At 66.4% G+C, this 20,141-nt stretch carries 13 protein-coding genes and 3 pseudogenes; 12 read left to right on the top strand and 4 right to left on the bottom strand.

Annotation, left to right across the window (positions count from 1 at the left end):
• Positions 1–33 precede the first annotated feature (33 nt).
• Positions 34–2,289, top strand: coding sequence for a family 78 glycoside hydrolase catalytic domain (locus tag BKA10_RS13020; RefSeq protein ID WP_345048085.1), 2,256 nt, complete (start codon positions 34–36; stop codon positions 2,287–2,289).
• Positions 2,290–2,798: 509 nt separating this feature from the next.
• Here the strand turns inward: BKA10_RS13020 and BKA10_RS17015 are convergent.
• The 3 pseudogenes from BKA10_RS17015 to BKA10_RS13005 all read right to left on the bottom strand — a co-directional run.
• Positions 2,799–3,435: pseudogene (locus BKA10_RS17015) on the bottom strand (ATP-binding protein); the annotation flags it as partial.
• A 57-nt stretch (positions 3,436–3,492) separates the two neighbouring features.
• Positions 3,493–3,711 (bottom strand): annotated as a pseudogene (locus BKA10_RS17010) (hypothetical protein); the annotation flags it as partial.
• Positions 3,712–3,978: 267 nt separating this feature from the next.
• A pseudogene (locus tag BKA10_RS13005) lies at positions 3,979–4,177 on the bottom strand (IS256 family transposase); the annotation flags it as partial.
• Here BKA10_RS13005 and BKA10_RS13000 point away from each other — a divergent pair.
• The 3 genes from BKA10_RS13000 (at position 4,146) to BKA10_RS12990 (ending at position 9,860) form a co-directional block, all read left to right on the top strand.
• Complete coding sequence (locus BKA10_RS13000; RefSeq protein WP_183501271.1) at positions 4,146–4,439, top strand: hypothetical protein; 294 nt, start codon at positions 4,146–4,148, stop codon at positions 4,437–4,439. The pseudogene BKA10_RS13005 and the gene BKA10_RS13000 overlap by 32 nt on opposite strands.
• A 117-nt stretch (positions 4,440–4,556) precedes the next feature.
• Positions 4,557–7,673 (top strand): family 43 glycosylhydrolase, encoded by a 3,117-nt coding sequence (locus BKA10_RS12995; RefSeq protein WP_183500269.1) that lies wholly within the window; start codon positions 4,557–4,559, stop codon positions 7,671–7,673.
• A gap of 144 nt (positions 7,674–7,817) precedes the next feature.
• Positions 7,818–9,860: a beta-galactosidase gene (locus BKA10_RS12990; protein WP_241740153.1), complete on the top strand. Its 2,043-nt coding sequence runs from the start codon at positions 7,818–7,820 to the stop codon at positions 9,858–9,860.
• Between the two features lie 187 nt (positions 9,861–10,047).
• Here BKA10_RS12990 and BKA10_RS12985 read toward each other — a convergent pair whose 3' ends face one another.
• Positions 10,048–10,365 (bottom strand): winged helix-turn-helix transcriptional regulator, encoded by a 318-nt coding sequence (locus BKA10_RS12985; protein WP_183500268.1) that lies wholly within the window; start codon positions 10,363–10,365, stop codon positions 10,048–10,050.
• Between the two features lie 322 nt (positions 10,366–10,687).
• On the opposite strand from BKA10_RS12985, the gene BKA10_RS12980 reads away from it, so the two are divergent.
• The 8 genes from BKA10_RS12980 (at position 10,688) to BKA10_RS12945 (ending at position 20,019) form a co-directional block, all read left to right on the top strand.
• Positions 10,688–11,440 carry a hypothetical protein gene (locus tag BKA10_RS12980; protein ID WP_183500267.1) on the top strand — a complete coding sequence of 251 codons (753 nt, stop codon included), beginning with the start codon at positions 10,688–10,690 and terminating at the stop codon, positions 11,438–11,440.
• 61 nt (positions 11,441–11,501) lie between these two features.
• Entirely contained in the window at positions 11,502–12,062 is a 561-nt protein-coding gene (locus BKA10_RS12975; RefSeq protein ID WP_183500266.1) for a M23 family metallopeptidase, read from the top strand.
• A gap of 10 nt (positions 12,063–12,072) precedes the next feature.
• The gene (locus BKA10_RS12970; protein ID WP_183500265.1) at positions 12,073–12,369 is read left to right on the top strand and encodes a hypothetical protein; all 297 of its coding nucleotides are present in this window, start codon (positions 12,073–12,075) and stop codon (positions 12,367–12,369) included.
• Positions 12,369–13,805 carry a hypothetical protein gene (locus tag BKA10_RS12965; protein WP_183500264.1) on the top strand — a complete coding sequence of 479 codons (1,437 nt, stop codon included), beginning with the start codon at positions 12,369–12,371 and terminating at the stop codon, positions 13,803–13,805. Before BKA10_RS12970 ends, BKA10_RS12965 begins: the two co-directional genes overlap by 1 nt.
• Complete coding sequence (locus tag BKA10_RS12960; RefSeq protein ID WP_183500263.1) at positions 13,802–15,298, top strand: SCO6880 family protein; 1,497 nt, start codon at positions 13,802–13,804, stop codon at positions 15,296–15,298. The genes BKA10_RS12965 and BKA10_RS12960 overlap by 4 nt, the downstream gene beginning before the upstream one ends.
• Positions 15,298–16,905 (top strand): putative type IV secretion/conjugal transfer ATPase, encoded by a 1,608-nt coding sequence (locus BKA10_RS12955; RefSeq protein ID WP_183500262.1) that lies wholly within the window; start codon positions 15,298–15,300, stop codon positions 16,903–16,905. The genes BKA10_RS12960 and BKA10_RS12955 overlap by 1 nt, the downstream gene beginning before the upstream one ends.
• Positions 16,902–18,185 carry a ParA family protein gene (locus tag BKA10_RS12950; RefSeq protein WP_183500261.1) on the top strand — a complete coding sequence of 428 codons (1,284 nt, stop codon included), beginning with the start codon at positions 16,902–16,904 and terminating at the stop codon, positions 18,183–18,185. The genes BKA10_RS12955 and BKA10_RS12950 overlap by 4 nt, the downstream gene beginning before the upstream one ends.
• A 13-nt stretch (positions 18,186–18,198) precedes the next feature.
• The gene (locus BKA10_RS12945) at positions 18,199–20,019 is read left to right on the top strand and encodes a type IV secretory system conjugative DNA transfer family protein (protein WP_183500260.1); all 1,821 of its coding nucleotides are present in this window, start codon (positions 18,199–18,201) and stop codon (positions 20,017–20,019) included.
• Positions 20,020–20,141: the final 122 nt, after the last annotated feature.

Below are 20,141 nucleotides of genomic sequence, written 5' to 3'. Positions count from 1 at the left end.
GCCAAGGAATACCGTCGATAGGAGTAGTCGAGCATGACCTTCACCGCTGAAATGATCTCTCCCGACGTCGAGCGGGACACCGCCCCACTACTCCGGAGGGTCTTCGCGCTCGACTCCGGGCACGGAGAGGTCACCTCCGCCGAACTTCTCGCCACTGCCCTCGGCGTCTGCGAGGTCACCATCAACGGCAAGCCCGCCTCGCCGGACCTGCTCACACCTGGTTGGAGCAGCTACGAGTGGCGCCTTCGCTACGCGCAGTGGAACGTGACCGACCTGCTTGAGCAGGAGAACGTCATCGGCATCCTCGTCGGAAACGGATGGCACACCGGACACCTCGGCTTCGCAGGAGGCAAGGCGCTGTACGGACCCGAGCGCGCCGCGCTCGCCGAACTGCACATCACTTTCGACGACGGACACGTGCAGATCATCGCAACAGATCAGTCCTGGGCGTCCGGGCCGAGTGACGTCCTCGCGGACGACCTGTACAACGGTGAATCAATCGACGCCCGCCGCCGGGACCTCACTTGGACCTCACCGGGTACTTTGCCATCCGGATGGTCGGGCACGCGGGCTATCCCGTTCGACCGGTCCCGCCTCACGCCCTATGTCGGCCCACCTGTGCGCCGCCAGGAAGAGCGTGCGCCCGTCAGCATCTGGACGTCTCCCACCGGGGCGACCCTCGCGGACTTCGGCCAGAACCTTGTCGGATGGATCCGCTTGAGCCTGCGAGGCCGCGCCGGGGACACCATCACCATCCGCCACGCTGAGGTGCTCGAAGACAACGAACTGGGAGTGCGGCCGCTTCGCACCGCGCGCGCAACCGATGAATACACCCTCAGCGGCGAACTCGACGTATTCGAGCCGACGTTCACGTTCCACGGATTCCGGTACGCCGAGGTCACGGGTTGGACTGGAACCCTCGACGAGCTATCCGCGGCCCTCACCGCCGTGGTCATCGGATCGCAACTCGACCGGATCGGAACCTTCGCGTGCTCCGACCCCCTTCTCAACCAGCTGCACTCGAACGTCGTGTGGAGCATGCGCGGCAACTTCGTCGATGTCCCGACGGACTGTCCGCAGCGCGACGAGCGACTCGGCTGGACCGGTGACCTCTCCGCATTCGTCGACACCGCATCATTTCTCTACGACGTCGAGTCCTTCCTCAGCGACTGGCTGCTCGACCTATCCGCTGAACAGAGTCACGCCAATGGCGACGTCGCCCTCGTAGTTCCCGACGTCCTGAAGATCCAGATGAAGGACCTGGGATCCGAAGCCCCGGCGCTCGCGCCGGTGATGGCTCTTTGGAGCGACGCCGCGTGCTGGGTTCCCTGGAGTCTCTGGGAGGCATACGGCGACATCACGATCCTCGAGCAGCAGTACGACTCGATGGCCGCCTACGTCCGGCGAGTCAGCGCCGTGCTCTCCGACCGCGATCTGCTCGAAGCCGGCTTGCAACTTGCCGACTGGCTGGACCCAACCGCCCCGCCGGATGCGCCCTTCGAGGCCAAGGCTGATCCCAAGGTTGTCGCCACCGCGTGCGTCTATCGGTCTGCCACCATTGCGGCCAAGACATCCGTGTTGCTGCAGCGCGATGATGACGCCGCTGAGTTCCTCGAGCTCGCCGCGCGGTTGCGGACAGCTTTCAACGCGCACTTCGTCGATGGCGGCCGAGTCCTGAGTGATGCGCCGGCAGTCTACGCCCTCGCCATCGCTTTCGACCTTCTCGATGAGGATGCTGACCGCGTTGCTGGTGAACGCCTCGCAGAGCTGGTCGCTGAGAGCGGCTACACCATCACCACAGGATTCGCGGGGACACCGTTCATCAGTGGCGCGCTGACAAAGACCGGCCACCTCGACGCGGCATATCGGCTTCTTCTGCAGACCGAGAATCCATCGTGGCTCTATCCGGTCACGATGGGCGCCACGACGATATGGGAACGATGGGACTCGATGCTGCCGGACGGGACTATCAACCCCGGCGAGATGACGAGCTTCAATCACTATGCGTTCGGTTCGATTGCGACCTGGATGCATCGGACCGTCGCCGGGTTGGCCCCGCTTGAGCCGGGCTACTCTCGCATTCTTATCGCACCGCAACCCGGGGGTGGACTCACCTGGGCGTCTGCCGCACTGGAGACACCGCATGGGCGCACGTCCGTTCGCTGGGAGATCAACGGTGACTCGCTCACCGTCGAGGCAGAAGTTCCCAAGGGATCATCGGCCGTCGTGCGGCTACCCAATAGCGACGAACTGCACGTCGGTGGCGGCATGCACGTTTTTCACTCCTGACCGTAAACCGGTGATGCAGCGGAGACTCGATGCATGGCGTAGATCGATAAGGGCCTAGCCTGCGCTCTCCTACGTTGACGCGACGATGCCCAGCGAGCGGGCATTCACGAATGACGAATCGTGCAGGTTGGTGACCGGTGATGCGCACTCCACAGGACCGCGTAGGCGCCGTCACTCCCGTCGAGCGACTGCTCCCGCGACTTCGCTCACTCGCACGTAATCCCGTTCAGTCAGGTGCTCGAACCACACCGTCGTGGCGCCGGGGTCGTTCCCGTTCTCGAGCATGACGATTTGCTCCATGAAGCAGTCCGGCGGCGCGGCGTGGAAATGCTCCTCGCCGGGTCATCAGCGAAGATCGTTTCGCCGGCCCGCACCGCATGGACTTCTCCGCTACGTGTCCCGAACTGAGTATTTGGAGGCTTGAGGGCCACTCGATATTGGGACTCGAGGCCACTGGATATTGCCGGTGGGCGCCGCCCCCGGTTGGACGCGGCGCTCACCGGCGCGGGTCAGGCTGTCATGGCGGTGTGTTCGCGCATGTTGGTGCTGCCGGTCTCGATCCAGAGGGTGTTGTGGACGATGCGGTCCATGATCGCGTCGGCGTGGACTCCGCCGCCGAGGCGCTGGTGCCAGTCCTTCTTCGCGTACTGGGTGCAGAACACCGTCGACGTGGCGTCGTAGCGGCGTTCGAGGAGCTCGAGCAGCATGCCGCGGACGCTGTCATCGGGGCTGTCGAGCAGCCATTCGTCTATCACGAGGAGTATGAAATGCGGCATACTTCCGGAGCCACTTCTCCTCCCCGCCCGGCTTGTCGCGGGCCGCGGCCCAGGTTTCTTCGAGGTCGGGCACGCGGATGTAGTGCGCCCGGTAGCGGTACTGGCAGACCTGCTTCGCGAGCGCGGACCCGAGGTATGACTTCCCGGAGCCTGTGAAGCCTTGGAACACGACGTTCTGCTGCCGGGTGATGAACTGGCAGGTCCCGAGTTGCGCGATCACACCCCGGTCCAGGCCGCGCTGCTCGACCATGTCGACCCGGCGCAGGTCCGCGTTCGGGTAGCGGAGCCCTGCCCGCCGGATGAGGCCTTCGACTTTGGAGTGGGTGAACGTGGCGTGAGCGTCGTCGACGGCGAGCTTGACGCGTTCTTCGGAGCCTGTCAAGAAGCGGGCAAGGCCGGCGCCGTACGAGTTGGTGCCCTCGACGCCGATCAGGCGGACCGTCCCGAACGAGCCGACGAATCCGAGTAGCCGCTCATAGCCGGCCGGAGTTGCGGGGACTTTCAGGTCCCCGAGCCGGGCTCCAGTGGCAGCCGCCAGGACAGCGACATGATGGGTGTCTTTATGTGTGTCGACGCCCGCGACGACGTCGACAGGCGCAGACCCGTCCGCGACCTGAGCGGTGATATCCGCGGTGGTTGTTGTCATGATGGACTCGTGCCTTCCTCACAGTGGGCACGTCGGTCAGGAGCTGGCAGACAGGACGTTGACGGGGCCTCTCTCCAGGCTCGTATGAGGTCATGCTCGCTCCTGGCCGACGATCCTATCGGTCACCTCCCCGTCGGGAGACGTGGACGGATCAGATCAAAGGCAGACCCGGAAGCCGCCAGTCAAGGGCAGAGTCACACGCCCGACGGGGGAGGTGATGCCATCCTCTACGTCAAGTTGTGTGTGTAAGCGGGCAGGGTCTCGGGGTTAGAGGTATCGGTTGATCCGCCCGGGGTAGACGAGTGAGAGCTGCTCGAGTGCTATCATCCAGTTCGTCACGACTTGCCCTTCGACGAGACGCCCCTCGGCCCTTCCGCTTCGAGCCGCGGCGCAGCCCACGTTCCTTCGCCCGATCCGCGGCTCGTTTGTCTTCGATGTTGCAGATCGCGAGCCAGAGCGCCTGGAGCTGGGAGCAGACGAACATCGACTTCTATCAGGTCGTGAGCCTCACCCGGAAGACCGTAGCGATCCAGTCCATCCGGCAACGCTTGGTTCGACAGGTCGGCTGGGCATCCGAGGAGGTCGAGGCCGTCCCCGGCGCCCTCTTCGGCAAGTCGTTCCGGCGAAAGGTCAATGACTTCGGGTACGGCCCATCCATCAGAATCACGTCCTACAAGATCGCCGACGTGTGGGATGGAACGCCCCGTCGGGCGAGCCACCACGCGTAGCGTGGAGCGCAGCCGGCCCTTGACGCCGTCGTGTTATCGATACTAATTTGGATGAATCGTTAAACGTTATCGATAAGAAACACGCAGAACGACTCCAAGGAAGTAGGCCCGTCTGCCATGTCTCGTGCTCTCGCAGCCCCTCGAAAACTGTCGCGTCCGGTGCTCGCCGTCGCCGCCGCGCTCGCTGTCCTCCTGGCGTTGCTCATCGCTCCGCCAGCTCATGCTGCGACCGAGACTGTCACCGTCGGTCACGCGACGACGACCACTACGCGCGGCACCCTGAACCACACCTACTACTCGTCGGGCTGGCTCTCTACCTCCCGCAGCCACTACGCCACGACGGGCGCGTCGTTCGAGATCGTCTTCGTCGGCAACTCCGTCAGCCTGACCGGGCTCACCAACACCGGCCATGGCATCGGCCGCGTCTTCCTCGACGATGTCGAGATCGCAACGGTCAACTACCGCGCTGCCCGCATCACCACTCCGCGCGTCCTGTTCACCCGCGATGGCATTCCTCAGGGCCGGCACACCCTGCGAGTGGAAGTCGAGGGCGGATTCATCGACCACACCTCGGCCGTCTTCACGTCGGAACTGACCGAGGAGCCTCAGATACTCGACGATCTGCCAGCGCTGATCAAGCAGGGCTCAGCGCTCCTCGAGACTGACTTCACGGCGGCTTCCTGGCCCGCCTTCGCGAGTGCGCTGAACAGCGCCGTCCTGCTCAGCACCGGTGGAACGACCGCACAGCGCAACGAGGCCATCGCTGCTCTCCGCGCTGCCTCAAGTGCGCTGGTCGAAGTTGGTGGACTCCGAGACCTGATTGGTGACTACGTCACGCGCACGCCGAGCTCCTACACACCCGACGCGTGGACGGGGTTCGCAAACGCTCTTCAAACCGCACAGAACGTTGCGGCCGACGGCGACGCGACGCGCGCCGAGGTCTTGACCGCGAAGAACAACCTGCAGGACACCGCGGGGGCATTGGTCGTCAGCTCGACCGGCGAGTTCCACTCGATTACGAACAACAGCTTCTGGACCGACACCGATGGCAACCCCATCTACTCTCAGGGCGGCGGCGTGTTCCGATTCGGGGACACGTACTACTGGTACGGCGTCCACTACGTCGAAGCCGAGGCGTATCGAGCGAACCCGTCCCGTGTGTATTCCACGTCTACGTTCAAGTCGATTCCCGTCTACTCGTCGACCGACCTGGTCAACTGGAAGTTCGAGAACGACGTGGCCACGCAGGAGACGCCGCTCACCATCCCGGAGTCGAAGGGTCACTACTTCGCGCAGATGAAGAACCTTGCGGACGCAATCTGGCTCGGCCGTCTCGGCGTCGCCTACAACGAGAACACCGGTAAGTACACGCTCCTCATTCAGAGCGGAACGGATCTCGACCCGTCAGGCGCTCAGCGCGGGTTCGTGCTCTTCCTTCAGGGTGACTCGCCCACCGACGACTTCGACTACGCCAACATCCAGCCGCAGATCGTCAACTCCCCGACGCGGTCCACCGGAGACCAGACTGTCTTCACTGACGACGACGGCACCGACTACCTGATCTTCTCGAACAGTAGCGGTCGGGCGAACGCGTTCGTCAGCAAGATCTCCGATGCCGACTCGCTCACCATCGAGCCCGGCAAGCTCGTCGGCTACGTAGCCGCGGGTCGTGAGGGCAACGCGATGTTCAAGCTCGGCGGCAAGTACTACATGCTGACCAGCGACCTGCACGGGTGGAACTCGTCGGTGAACCACGTCATCGAATCCCTGACCAGCAACATCCAGGGCGCCTACTCGGCCGAATACACCCTGCCGGGAACGGAGAAGGACTACAGCCACGTGTCCCAGACCGGATTCTTCATCACGGTCAAGGGGACCGAGAAGGACACGGTCATCTACGCGGGCGACCGCTGGGCGGACTTCGCCTGGAACGGACTCGGGTACAACCAGTGGGCGCCGATCTCGGCGGATGCGGGAAGTCTCTCATTCAACTCGCTGTCGAACTGGGAGCTCAACGCCGTCACCGGCGAGTGGCGAGTAGGCCCGCAGAACAACTACATCCTCAACCCCGACTTCGCGGCCGACCGCGTGTCAGTGAATCAGCTCACGGGCTGGACGACCAAGGTCGACGACGGGTCGCCGGCCGCGTTCGTGAGCAACCCCAGCCCCGGCGCAGATGCGTCCCGCTTCGCGCTGCGACTCGCCAACGCGGAGGCCTTCTCCGGGTCCGTCTCCCAGGACCTGACCTTGCCCGACGGCGTCTATCGATTCGCAGCGAAGGTGAACACCGCCGCCGGGCTCGAGTATGCCCGCGTCGTCGTGACCGGAGCCGAGGGGCAGTCGTACACGCTCGACATCAACCAGCCCACGACCGGCTGGGCGTCCGTCGAACTCGGGGACATCGCGCTCAGCGGCGGCACCGCCAAGGTGTCTGTCGAAGCCCGCAGCGTCGGAGGGAACCAAGCGGTGCGAATCGACGGGCTGTCACTTGTGCGTCAAGCGGTCGACACTGCAGCTCTTCGGACCGCGTTCGAAGAGAGTGCGAGCGAGGCCAGCGCAGACTATTCGTCGCCCACGTGGGCGCCGTTCGCACAAGCGCGAACGGATGCAGAAGCGACTCTGCAGTCCGCTATTGCGACCCAGGCGGCTGTCGACGCGACGCTCGCGTCACTGACCACCTCGCGGGACGCACTCGTCTCGGCGGTCCAGAGCATCGACGTCAGCACGACGCGGGATGTCTACGCCCTGGGCGAGACGCTGGACGCGGCAACGCTGACCGTCACCGCGACCCGAGCTGATGGTTCGAAGCACGCGCTCGACGCATCGCAATACAACGTCTCCGGGTTCTCGTCAGCGCAGCCCGGCGATAAGGTGGCCACGGTAACGGTCAACGCTGGTCTGACCTCCGCGGACCACCCCGTGGTCAGCGACGCTGTGACGTTGCGTGTCCTTCGAGCGTGGACAGCTACGGCGACGTACGTGGCCAGGGACTGGGTTATCTACAACGGCGCGGCGTGGCTGGCGTCCTGGTGGACACAGGTCCAGACGCCAGGCGACCCCAACGGCCCTTGGCAAGAGTTCCGTCAGGTCGACGGGGTCGCGAGTTGGACCGCCTCGCGCATCTTCGTAGCGGGCGACGCCGTCACGTTCGACGGCAAGCGCTTCGTAGCGAAGTGGTGGACGCGCAACCAGCAGCCGGGAGACCCGAACGGCCCGTGGCAGCCAACGGCCTAGGGCTGCGGCCCGACCCCGCGTCGGTATGTCTCAACGCAAGTGCGCGACTCGGTCCGCGACACCGAACTCGGAGTAGCGCTTCACCCCTGCGATGACCGACCGATACCCGCGCGCTCAGCGTCACACCCAACAGAAGGAGGCACGTTGCACTACGGCGGCGATTACAACCCCGAACAGTGGCCCGAGGAGGTCTGGCCCGAGGACATCCGCCTGATGAAGGAGGCCGGCGTGACAACCGTCACGCTGGGGGTGTTCGCATGGTCCCGCATCCAGCCCGCGGAGGGCGAGTTCGACTGGGGTTGGCTTGACCGAATCATCGAGCTTCTGCATGCAGGTGGCATCCAGATCGACATGGCCACCGCGACCGCGTCCCCGCCCCCGTGGGCAACGAGCGCGTACCCGGAGATGCTGCCCCGCACGGCGGAGGGGGCCATCCTCTGGCCGGGAAGCCGGCAGGCGTACGCGCCGACGTCTCCTGACTACCGGCGGCTCGCAGAGGAGCTCGTCACTGAGCTGGTGAAGCGCTACGTCGACCATCCCGCCATCGTCATGTGGCACGTCAACAATGAGCTCGGCTGCCACCTTCACGCGGACTACTCCGACCACGCCCAAGCCGCATTCCGCATCTGGCTGCATCAGCGCTACCGCCACATCGACGCGCTCAACGAAGCGTGGGGAACGGACTTCTGGTCGCAGCGCTACACGTCGTTTGAACAGATCGTTCCTCCGCGCTCGATGCCGTACAGCCCGAACTCCGCCGGTGTGCTCGACTTCAAGCGCTTCACATCCGACGCGCTCCTCGACTTGTACAAGGCCGAGCGGGACATCATCCGCGCCGCAGGCGCGACCCAGCCCATCACGACCAACTTCATGGGCGCGTTCCCCGCTGCCGACTACTGGAGGTGGGCGCCCGAACTAGACTTCATCTCCGACGACAACTATCCGGACCCGAACGACCCAGAATCGTTCCGCAGATCCGCCTTCACCCGCGACCTCATGCGCTCACTGAAGCCGGGTGTCCCGTGGATCCTAATGGAGCAGGCGAGCAGCGCCATCAACTGGCGGCCGAGCAATGCGCCGAAAGCCCCGGGCCAACTTGCCGCGCTTTCCGCGCAGGCGGTAGCTCGTGGCGCCGACGGCGTCATGTTCTTCCAATGGCGTCAGTCTCGGCGAGGGAGCGAGAAGTTCCTCACCGGCATGTTGCCACACTCCGGCACCGACACTAGGGTCTGGCGTGAAGTCCTTGATCTCGGGCAGACACTTGGCGCTCTACCTGCGCTTGCAGCCAACACCGGGAGGGCGCCTGTTGCCGTCGTTTTCGACTGGGAGAACTGGTGGGCTATCAGCAACCGGGACCATCCCGTCGAACTCGACTATCTCGCGCTCGTCCAACGCTGGTACGACGCGCTGCACCGACAGCACATCCCTGTCGACATCGTTCATCCGTCGCATGACCTGAGCGACTACTCCCTGGTCATCGCGCCCCACCTCTACCTGCTCACCGACGAGTCCGCCCGCAACGTCAGCGACTACGTCGAGCAGGGTGGGCAAATTCTGTTCGCGGCGTTCACCGATGTCGTGGACGAGACAGATGGATTCCGCGCCACCGGCTATCTCCGAAGCCTGGGCGAACTCCTCGGAATCACGCTCGAAGAGTTCGGGGCACTCCTCCCGCCCGCTCAGCAGTCGAGCGGCACATCCGCCGGAGACACCGCAGCAGTCTCGCGTTCATCCGCGGGGCCTGGCGAGAACGCGGCCACGGTCGATTCCCCGGCGGGTCAGCTGCGCGGTGAGTACTTGGCGGAAGTCATTCACGCCGTAGATGCAGTTGTTCTCGGCACGTTCGTAGACGGGCGCAACCGGGGCATGCCTGCATTGACCTCGCGAGACGTGGGCGCCGGGCGCGCGTACTATCTGGCCACCATCCCCGACGACGAGGGCATGGAGCGGCTCATGGGTTGGTTGGCAGCCGAGGCGCGAGTCGTTCCTCTCCTCGCGGGGCTATCCGAGTGGGTGGAGGTCATCGCCCGCGGACAGGTGTTGTTCGCTATCAACCACGGCACCGAGCACGTCACGTTGACCCTCCGCGGCCGTGAGCTTCGATCTGGTCGAGATGTGGACGTAGTCTCACTCGGACAACACGACTGGGTCGCCGTCGATAGCTGGAGCGCACCCCAACAACGATGAGCCAGACGAACTCAACGCCCCCTCACGAACCCAGGTCATGTTCTTCTTCTGCGAGATACCATCGAACAACCTCGTTGAGGGCCGCGAGGACGGCCTCGCGCGCAGTTATCGTCAGGCCGGCGGAAGAGGGTTAACTGATCGTTCTCAGCGACGAGGCCCGCACAATTCTGCGCTCCCCGATCCAGCTTCAGATCTCCCCGAGCTCCTGCCCAAGCCGCAGATACAACGCCGTGACCTCCGCATCGTTCACCCGATACACCGGCCACTCCCCCTTGCGGCGCTCACCTCGCGGCGGGTTCGCGAGGATCAGCCCGGCGTCCTCGAGTTCACCGAGATAGGCCACGAACGTGGTCGGCGGCAGGTCGAGTGCCTCGGCGATCGACTTCCGCGTGACGTTCGGGTGCTGCCGCAAGTATCGGATGGCGGCCGACTTCACATAACTGCCGAAGACCGAGATGGCTTGTTCGGCGCCCTCACCGCCGGCGGGCTTCGCGTACTTGGGCATATCAGGATTGTGCCTCACCGACGCGTATCGACACAAGCAACCTGGATGCTTTATCCGTTTACTTTTGTCGTGAACGGCTGTACCGTTCACTCATGGTCTCGACCGAAGCTCCCGCCGCACCGGTGCTTCATCGCGTGACGGTGTCCCCCAAACGACCTACAGACGCGATGTGCGCGGCCCGGATAAGTTTCTTTTCCAACGCGGCAGTTATCCACAGGATGAGCCCCCTCGCCCCCGACGCTCCCCACCGCATGCCTAGCGTGAGGCTACGGCGTCACGCGAGAACACTCCCGTCCTCGGGCCGCCGAGAGGAGGTGCGGCGATGATGTCCGCACGCAACCCGCGGGTCGCCAGAACTACCTGGGCAGTCATCGGCGGTCTGGTGCTGGTCGCCGGCATCATCGCGATCATCGTCGGTGCGGTCACGTCTCGCGGGCCGGATGCCACGGTCACGCCGCCGGCCAGTTCGGATCCCACGCCTCAGCCCAACCCCACTGCCTCCGCGCCGACGACCGCACCGCCCGGCAACGTGGTCGACGCCTCCGTCGCGGAGCGCGGGTGGGTTCCGGAGCCGATCACCACGGATGCCGAGACATACGTTCAAGCGGTGCTGGCTGCGGCATCCACGTTCGACACAACGCGGAGCTCTCGCGACGAATGGCTCGCCTACCTCGACACCTGGTTCACTCCCGACACCCGCTACGAGAGCGAGGCGGATCGCGCCGAAACCATGAAGGCGTCTCAACTCGAGCTGCGGCAGGGCGTAGTCCCTCCGCAGGAGGTGTGGGACTCTCTCGCGGGGCAGGACGGGCGGGTGGAAGCGGACGTTTCCGGCGACATCGCCCTCGCCGAGGTTCCCGAGGACGCCTCCGCGCAGATGCGCATCGCCACGGGTGACGTCGAGCTGACCTTCACTCAGACCGATGGCACCGGAGCCGAATCCTCCTACACCGAAGACGCGCGCGTGAGCGTGCAGGTGCTGTGCGGGGCAGACTCCGTTCCCAGCCCGAACACATCGCAGCGGGCTGGGGACTGCAAGCTGGTGCGATTCTTCACGGAGCCGTTGGAGAGCTGACATGGGCGCCCCGGCCGTCGCAGTCTCTGCCCTCGCGAACACGAGGACCGGTCGGAAAGCGGTGGCAGGGCTGGTCCTGCTGATCGTCCTCGCGATCGCGGTGGCGGTGACCCCGCTCGTCGCGATCCCGCTGGCGGTCGCCGGGCAAGCGGCATCGACCGCTGTCACCGAGTACAGCCCACCAGACCTCCCCGTGGCGAAGGGCGAATGGGGTTACCCACTGGCCGGCTCTTACTCGACCGGCCGGGGGTTCGGCTATCACCCCGTCAAAGGCTGCGCCTACTGCCCGTCCGACCACCTCGGCTATGACATGGACCAGCCCTGCGGGGTCACTGTATACGCCGCCGGGCCGGGCGAGGTGATCAATGCCGGTTCGATGCCGGGATGGGGAAACACGGTCCGCATCGACCACGGCGGCGGCGTCGTCACCCTATACGGCCACATGGCCTGGGACTCGCTCCGTGTCGACGTAGGCGAGCACGTCGTCGCGGGCACCCCGCTCGGCGCCGAGGGGTCGACCGGAAAGTCCACCGGCTGTCATCTGCACTACGAAGTCCAGTTCGACGGGGTCGCCATCGATCCCGAACCGTTCATGGCCGCCCGCGGCCTCCCTCTGAGGTAAGGAGCACTTCATGTTGAACTTGCACGCGCCAGTGGACGTCGACGTCCCTGACATCGAACCGGACTTCTCTGCACCGTTCTTCGCCGGCCTCCAAGTGATCGCCTCGTACGTGTTGGCCGGCGCGCTGCTGGTGGTGCTGATCATGCTGATCGTCGCCGGCGCCGCGCTCGCCTTCCGGGGGCTGGCGTCCGATCGGGTGCGCACCTGGGCGGGCGAGAACATCATGTGGATCTTCATCGCGGCCGCGGTCCTCGGCGCCGCCAGCGGCTTGTTTCAGTGGTTCGTGAACTTCGACTTCGGCTTCTGATGCGAACCGTGCGCGCCCTCATCATCGGCACCGTCGTCGGCATCCTCGCCGGCGTGGGCGCGCTCACTCCTGCCCTCGCGGCCGAACCGGTCCCCATGGCTGTAGAAGTCTCGGGGGAGTCATGGTCAGGGCCCGCATTCCCGGTCAACTGCCGAGAGTCGGGTGGGCAAGTCACCTGCACGCCCGATGATGCCGCGCAGATCAGCGCGCAGAAGTGCTTCCGCTGGGTGATCTACGGCGATGAGAACACCACGGTGTGCACCACATTCGCTGGGCACGAGAATGCGGTGCGGTCCGCGGGCGGTCGCGAGGCGATCGTGGCGTACGGCTGCAGTCTCGGCGATGTCGTGTGCATGACTTTCGAGAATGCCGGTCGCGGCATGGCACTGGGAGCCACCGCGATGATGTTCACGGTCGCCGAGAACATGCGATTCGACACGACGACCGCGCTCTGGGACGCCGCGACCGGCGAGTGGTCCTTCTGGGCGTGGGCGGTACTGATCGTGCTGTTCGTCTCGATGGTGTGGGCGATCACCTCAGCAGTCGTCTCCGGGGACCGCAGCGAACTGGTCGGCGCCATTGTCCGAAGCTTCATCGCCGTCCCGGCCATTTCGCTGACCTTGTGGCTGATCGGACACGTGCTGAACGCGATCGACGACCTCACCTGGTACATCCTGGGCCGAGACGGCGTGGTCACCCTGTTCGCGACTCTGCAGAAGGTGACCTGGGCCGGCGGCGAGGCAAACTACTTCTTCGCGTTCATCATCCATGGGCTGCTGATGGTCGCCATGCTCCTGCTCATGTTGGTCTTCGCGTTCCGCAACATCGTGCTGGCCGCACTGATCATGGTGGGTCCCATCGCGTGGATGGTGTTCCCCGTCCGCGGCATCGGGCCGCAGTGGGTCGTCCGGTATGTGTCGGCCGTGGTCGTGCTGCTGTTGACCGGTCCGCTCACGATCGGGTTCGTCACCCTCATCATCAACGGCCTCGCGGGAGTGCAGACGATCTGGGATCCGCAGTCGTGGCCGCTTCTGGTCGGTCTCGTGCTCGTTGCCTTCGCGCCGTTCGCGATCTTCGGGTTGTTCAGCTTCGTCGGCGGCGTCGCGGCCGACTCGATCGGATCGGCCGCGGCATCGCACGCCGGCGGCATGGTCTCTCGCGGCGCCCACACCGCCATCTCAATCCCCAGCCGAGTGGGTGCGACCCCCGCCGGGATGGGCGCATCGCAATCCGGTGGGACCGCGCGCGCGACTTCCGCGGCATCAAGGACCGGTGCGGCATCGTCCGTGCGCGGCGCGTCGACGCCCGTCCGCACGAGCACCGCACGCTCTTCGACCTCGACGACGGCCCCGCCGTCATCGTCATCACGTACGCCCGCGGCATCCGCGCCGCCAGCCAGTGCCCCCGCTGCCGCGGGTGGAAGGAATGAGTCATGACCAGCACACCGCTCGAGCACATTCGTCCGGTCCGACTTCCCCGCCGCTCGCGGCAGGGCGTCGTGCTTGGTCTGGACGGATGGCAACTCGGGTTCCTCGCCGCCGCCGGGCTGATCCTGCTGATCGCGGTGAATCGGTTCGGGCCGCTCGGACTGCTGTACTCGGCGCCGCTGTACCTGGGCCTGGGGGCGGCGGCGATCGCGACCATCCATGGGATCTCCGCACCACGAATCGCGGGCATGTGGGTGATGAAACAGCTGCGGCACACCGTCGGCGCCACCACACATCGGTACCGTCCCGAGGGCACGCATCTGGCCGGCACACTGAACCTGCCGGGCGTGCGGGCGTCGATTCAACTGTGGGAGGCGGACGGGATGGCGTGCGTCTACGACCCGCGCAACCGGACGGTGTCGGTGACCGCGGAGCTCGAGGTGCAGGGATTCCTCATGCAAGACACCCCAGAACGATTCGACCTCGCCCAACAATGGTCACAGGTGCTCGCGTCCTTCACACAGCGACCCGGGATCAAACGGGTGACGCTGCAGGAGCGGACGCTCCCGACCACGATCCGCCCCGCCCGCGACCACTACGACACCGTCCGGGCTCGCCACGATCTGAGTGCTGCGTCGCCGGTGGCGAAGAACTACTCGGAGGTGATGGACCGGGCGGAGCAGTTCGCCGTCGCCCACCGCAACTACCTCACCTTCACCCTCGATCTGGTGGCGCTTGGGGCACAGCTGAAGTCGCTCGGCGGCGGAAAGGAGGCCGTTGTCGCGCTTGCTGTCATCGAGGCCGGCAACCTCGCCGACGCTCTGGCCGCAGCCCGCGTGAAAGTGCGGCGATGGCTGGACCCGCGGGAGATCGCCGCCCTCGCCCGGGTGGCGTTCGACCCGGCGTACGCCGCAACCGTGCAGAACCGCACCGGAGCGGATGCCGGTGTGGATGCCGCGGGAATCGGACCAATGTACCTCGAAGAGCCGAAGGGCCGTAACGGTGTCGTCTACACCGACAGCGGCGTCCACACCACAATGTGGGTCCACGAATGGCCCCGCGCCGACGCCCCCGTCGGCTTCGTGTCCCCACTCGTGTTCGCCCGGCAGCCAGGAACAGGGGAAGCCGTCACCCACATCTTCTCGCTCATCCTCACCCCGGTGCCGGTGAACCGGGCACTCAAGCGCATCCGGGACGAGAAGAAGGTGTGGCGGGGAAATGAAAAGTTGCGCGCCAAGCGCAGCGCTGACGGATCTGCCGCGGACGCCGCCGACTGGCGCGCCCTCGAGAAGCAGGAGCAGGAGATCGTGGGGGGACATGGCGAGTTCCGCTACGGCGGATACCTCACTATCACCGCATCCGACGACGAACACCTCGACCTCGCCGTCGCCGGCGCGCGCAATGCCCTCTCCCGCGCGGGCATGGAAGGACAGATCCTCTACTGCCAGCAAGCCGAAGCTCTCCTGGTCAATGCGCTCCCGGTCGGGCTGGGGATGAAGTGATGGCCCGCAGCGCGTTCGTGTTCGAGCCTGGCGACCTGGACCGGAACGGCCGGCGTGCGCTGCGCCGCGAGGTCGCGGCCGCCTCTCGTAATGGCTCACCCACCCCCTCGACCAGGCGGGAGCGGGCGCTGCCCGAGCCGGCCGTCGCGGGAGCGTTCGGGCCGGGCATCGCCGAAGGCGGGTACTGGAATCTCGGGGCCGCGGTGGTGCCGGCCCATCAGGCGACATCGCAGCACATCGCCGGCATCTACCCCTTCGTCGCCGACGCAGGCCTCGGTCACGCCGGCCCCATCGTCGGGGTCGACCTGAATGCCGATGCGCTTTGGCACTTCTCCCCCTGGGACGCCTACGCCGACACGTCCGACCGGGGCACGTTCTCGACCAATGTGCTCGTGCTGGGCGCGTACCGGTCGGGCAAGTCCGCCACCGTGAAGACCCTGGTGACCCGGTCGATCGCGTTCGGACACTGCGCGGTCGTCCCCTCCGATGCGAAAGGGGAATGGGTCGCGGTGGCCGAGGCGATCCCCGGCGGGACCGTGATCCGACTCGGCGGCGGAACCACGGCACGGTTGAACCCTCTGGACCGGGGCCCGCGGCGCACGTCGGCGACCGACGAACAGCACGAGCAGATGGTCAAGCAGCGCCGTATCGCCACCCTGATATCGCTCGTGCAGATGGCTCTCGGCGGCACCCGATTGACCGCGGTCGAGCACGCGGCGATCCACGATGCCCTCCACCGGTGCATCACCGCCACGCGCGACATGCCGACCTTGCGTGGCGTGTATGAACAGCTCGGGATCATCGTGGCGGACCAGGCCGGCGACTTCCGGCTCGCCGAAGCAGCCGTGCAACCCCGGTTCGTGCTGCGCCGGTTCGTCGACGGCGACCTGTCGGGCCTGTTCGAAGACGAATCGACGGTCTCGTTCGATGAGCAGGCGCCGATCGTTGTCGTCGACACGTCAGAGCTGTTCGCGCGCGGCGACCTGGTCGCTCAGCTGACGCAGGTGTGCACGACCGCGTGGATTCAGGCGGTCGTCTCCGACCGTTCCGCACGCCGCACCCGCTACGTCATCCGCGAGGAGGGGTGGCGAGACATGACCTCGCTCGCGTCGCTGCAGATGTACCAGCAGTGGCTGAAACTCAGCCGCCACTACGGGATCAGCAACATCGTCATCCTGCACAAGATGGGCGACCTCGACGCCGTCGGCGAAGCCGACTCGCAAGAACGCAACCTCGCCTACTCGATCGTCGGTGACATCGAGAACAAGTTCATCTTCCGCTCCAACCACCAAGAGCAGCAGGCGCTCGGGCAGCGGCTGAACATGCCCGCCCCACATGTGGAGATGGCGCGGCAGCTGCGCAAGGGCGAGTTCATCGCCTACGTCGGCCAGTACTCCTACCTCGTGGACTGCTTCTCCACCTCCACCCCGTGGGAGTTCGACCTGTTCCAGACCGACGACGCTCTCAGCCCGGGAGCGCCGGATGATCCGTTCACCAGCGGCGAGCTGGACTCACTCTGGCCCGAGGTGACCGAGCCCGCCCAGGGCCGCGCCGCCGCCGATGCGGACTTGGATGGCTGGCTGAACACCATGAAGGAGATGTCATGACCCTCACCGAGCACCCCCGCACCTACGCGACCGTCACCGATGGGGTCGCGATCTTCACTGCACCCGACGGGCGACGCGAACACGTCGCCGGTGGCGACGGCGACATCCGGCAGGCCATCATCCGGCGTGCGACCGATGAAGCTCGCCGTACCGGCGGGCCCGTCGAGCTGGTCACCAGTGGCGACCGCGGCGACCACCACCTCCTCGTCACCGGTGACGGCGCGCTCACCGCCGTCGAGAAGACTGCGCGAGCGGATGCCACGGGCGCTGTACCCGCGGCATCCGAGCTCCCGGCATCCGCCCCCGACACGGCACCCACCGCCGCCACCCGCAGAGGGTCACACGCAGCGGTGCACCCCGTGGAGCAGGAGCGGATCTCGTTCATCAGCGACCCTGGCCCGGCAGTGGCCGCGCAGTCCGGATGGCGAGGCCTGCTCGCAAGACTCGGCGTGCCCGTCGAGCGGTCTGCGTACGAAACGGCGCGGGCTGGGTGGGTCGACGCCGTGTCCCGGCACTGGGCGGGATGCCGCACCATCGCGGTCGTGAACGGCAAGGGCGGCGTCGGGAAGACGATGACGACCGCGATGCTCGCCGCCGTCTACGCCCGCCACGGCGGCGGGAATGTGCTCGCCTGGGACAACAACGACACCCGCGGCACGTTGGGCTGGCGCACCGAGACCGGACTGTACGACACCACCGTCCGCGACCTGCTTCCCCGGACCGACGACCTCCTCGCCCCCACCGCCGGAATCAGCGACATCGCCCGCTATGTGCACCACCAGGGCGCCGACCGGTACGACGTGCTCCGCTCCAACCCGGAGCTGCTCGCCACCGATCAACGCCTCGACGGCGCCCAGTTCGATTTGCTGCGTCAGGTCGGCGCCCGATACTACCGGCTCGTCGTGTTCGACTCCGGCAACGACGAATCCGCAGACCGGTGGATCCGCATGATCGACTCGACCGGGCAGCTGGTGCTTTCTACGCTCGCTGCGCCGGAATCCGCAGAGTCCGCCGCGCTTCTCCTCGAGGCGCTGCGCGGTCGCGACGAACGCTCCGCCGCCCTCGCGGAGAACGCCGTGGTCGTCGTCACCCAGTCCGAGCCCGCCGAAGCCGGCACGGTCCGGACGATCGCGGCCGGGTTCGACGGGCTCGTACGGGCAGTGGAGACGGTGCCGTTCGACCCCGCACTGAAATCCGGGCAGCTCAGGTTCGACAACCTCCGACCCGCCACCAAAGATGCGTGGCTCCGCGTCGCTGCGGCGGCTGCCGACGGGCTCTGAGGAGTGACGGATCATGAACGATGGGCTGTGGGGAAAAGTCATCGCGGTCCTCGTCGCGATCGGACTGGTGCTGAGCTTCGCGCTCAACCTGATCGCCGAGACCCTCACTCACCTCATCTGCGGCGCACGTCCCGAACCCGCCGGCATCTTCTCCGGACTCGTCCTGGCCACCACCGGCGACCCCACCGCCTATGCGGCGCCGGCCGGCTGCGACCTGCCGGTGTGGCAGATCCGGGTGGCCGACCTCGTCCTCGCACTCCTGCTAATCACCCTCGCCGGTCTGGGGTGGATGCTGTGGCAGCGATACCGGCAGTCCGACCAGTGGTTCCTCACCGACCTGCGAGCCCGCCCCGGTTTCGCGCCGGCCTCCGAGATCCGCGCGCACCTGTCGGCTCGGGCCGTGCTGCGCCGCGCCGGCCAGCTGCGCCCGGGGCTGCGGCATCCGGCACCCACCGACGTCGGGTGGCGGGTCGGCAGGTCCCGGGGCATGGACGTGTTCGTCTCGATCGAAGACTCCGTCGCGCTCGAAGGACCGCCCCGGTCGGGCAAGGGGTACCGAGTTCTGATCTCGGCGATCCTCGATTGGTCGGGCCCGCTCATCACCACCTCCACCACCAACGACAACCTCACCGCGACGATGCGGATGCGGCAGCAGCGCGGCGACGTCCACGTCTTCGACCCGCAGGGGCTCGCGGGCGTCCGCGACACGATCCGCATCAGTCCGCTCGCCGGCTGCGAAGACCCGCTGGTCGCGATGCAGCGCGGCGACGCGATCATCACCGGCACCGCCCTCGGGTCGTCCACCACCAACGGAGAGTGGGCCCAGGCATCCGGCGTCGTCCTCGGCCGGCTGCTGCACGCCGCCGCCGTCGGAGGCAGATCGATCGCCGACGTCTACGACTGGGGGTCCAGCCCCACCCTCGCCCGGGCCGCCGTCGACGTGCTCCGCTCCGACGGCGCCCCCGGCTGGGGCGACGCGCTCGAGGCGACCATCAGCGGAGACGAGAAGCTCGTCTCCTCCATCTGGTTCGGCGTGCAGGGCGCGGTCGCACCACTCGCCGTCCCGCAGATCCGCGACACACTCCTCCCCCGCCCCGGCGACCCTATCTTCGACCCGCACACCTTCCTGGAATCGGCCAACACCCTGTACCTCATCGGCTCGTCGTCCGGCGCGTCCGCGATGGGCGGCTTCCTCGGCGCACTGCTCGACGACATCGTCGAAGTCGCGCGCAAGAAGGCCCTCGCCTCCTCCGGGTCGAGGCTTCATCAGCCGCTGGGGTTGATCCTCGACGAGATCGCGAACATGTTCCGCTGGGGCAACCTCCCCCGCACCATGGCCGACGGCGGCGGCAGAGGAATCTGCACGTTCGTGGTCCTCCAAGCCCTCAGCCAGGCAGAGACCGCCTGGTCCCGGGCCGAAGCCGACACCATCTGGGCCGCCGCCACCGCAAAGGTCCTCCTCGGCGGTGCATCGCACGTCGACCATCTCCGCGACATCGAGGCGCTGCTCGGAACCAGAGACACTCGCCGCACCCAGCGGTCCTGGTCGACCCAGCAGACCGGCCATCACACGTCCGAGCAGAACGAACGGTTGCCGCTCATGTCGGTGGACGAGATTCGGCGGATGCCGCCGAATCTCGGCCTTCTCGCCTACCGCAACCGGCGAAGCGTGCTCCTCGACCTCGCCGGGTGGGACGAACGGCGCGACGCTCGCGCGATCCAAACCGGGAAGCGCGCGACCGAGTCCGAGCAGCAGGACGTGTTCCAGAGCGTCGAGCGACCGGCACCGGCATCCGAGCCCGTGGTCGAGCCGGTGGAGGTGGCCGATGAGTAATCGGCGCCGATCCGGCTACCGAAACGCGTATCGCGGCGAGTTCCTCCGCTCGCCCGCCTGGCACGCCCGCCGCGACCGGTGGTTCACGCACCACGCTCGGCTTCGCCGCCCACTTGTCTGCG

The sequence above is a fragment of the Microbacterium invictum genome (assembly GCF_014197265.1).
Taxonomy (GTDB): domain Bacteria; phylum Actinomycetota; class Actinomycetes; order Actinomycetales; family Microbacteriaceae; genus Microbacterium; species Microbacterium invictum.
The sequence above is the reverse complement of the archived record's forward strand: the minus strand, read 5'-3'. Positions and strand labels throughout refer to the sequence as shown.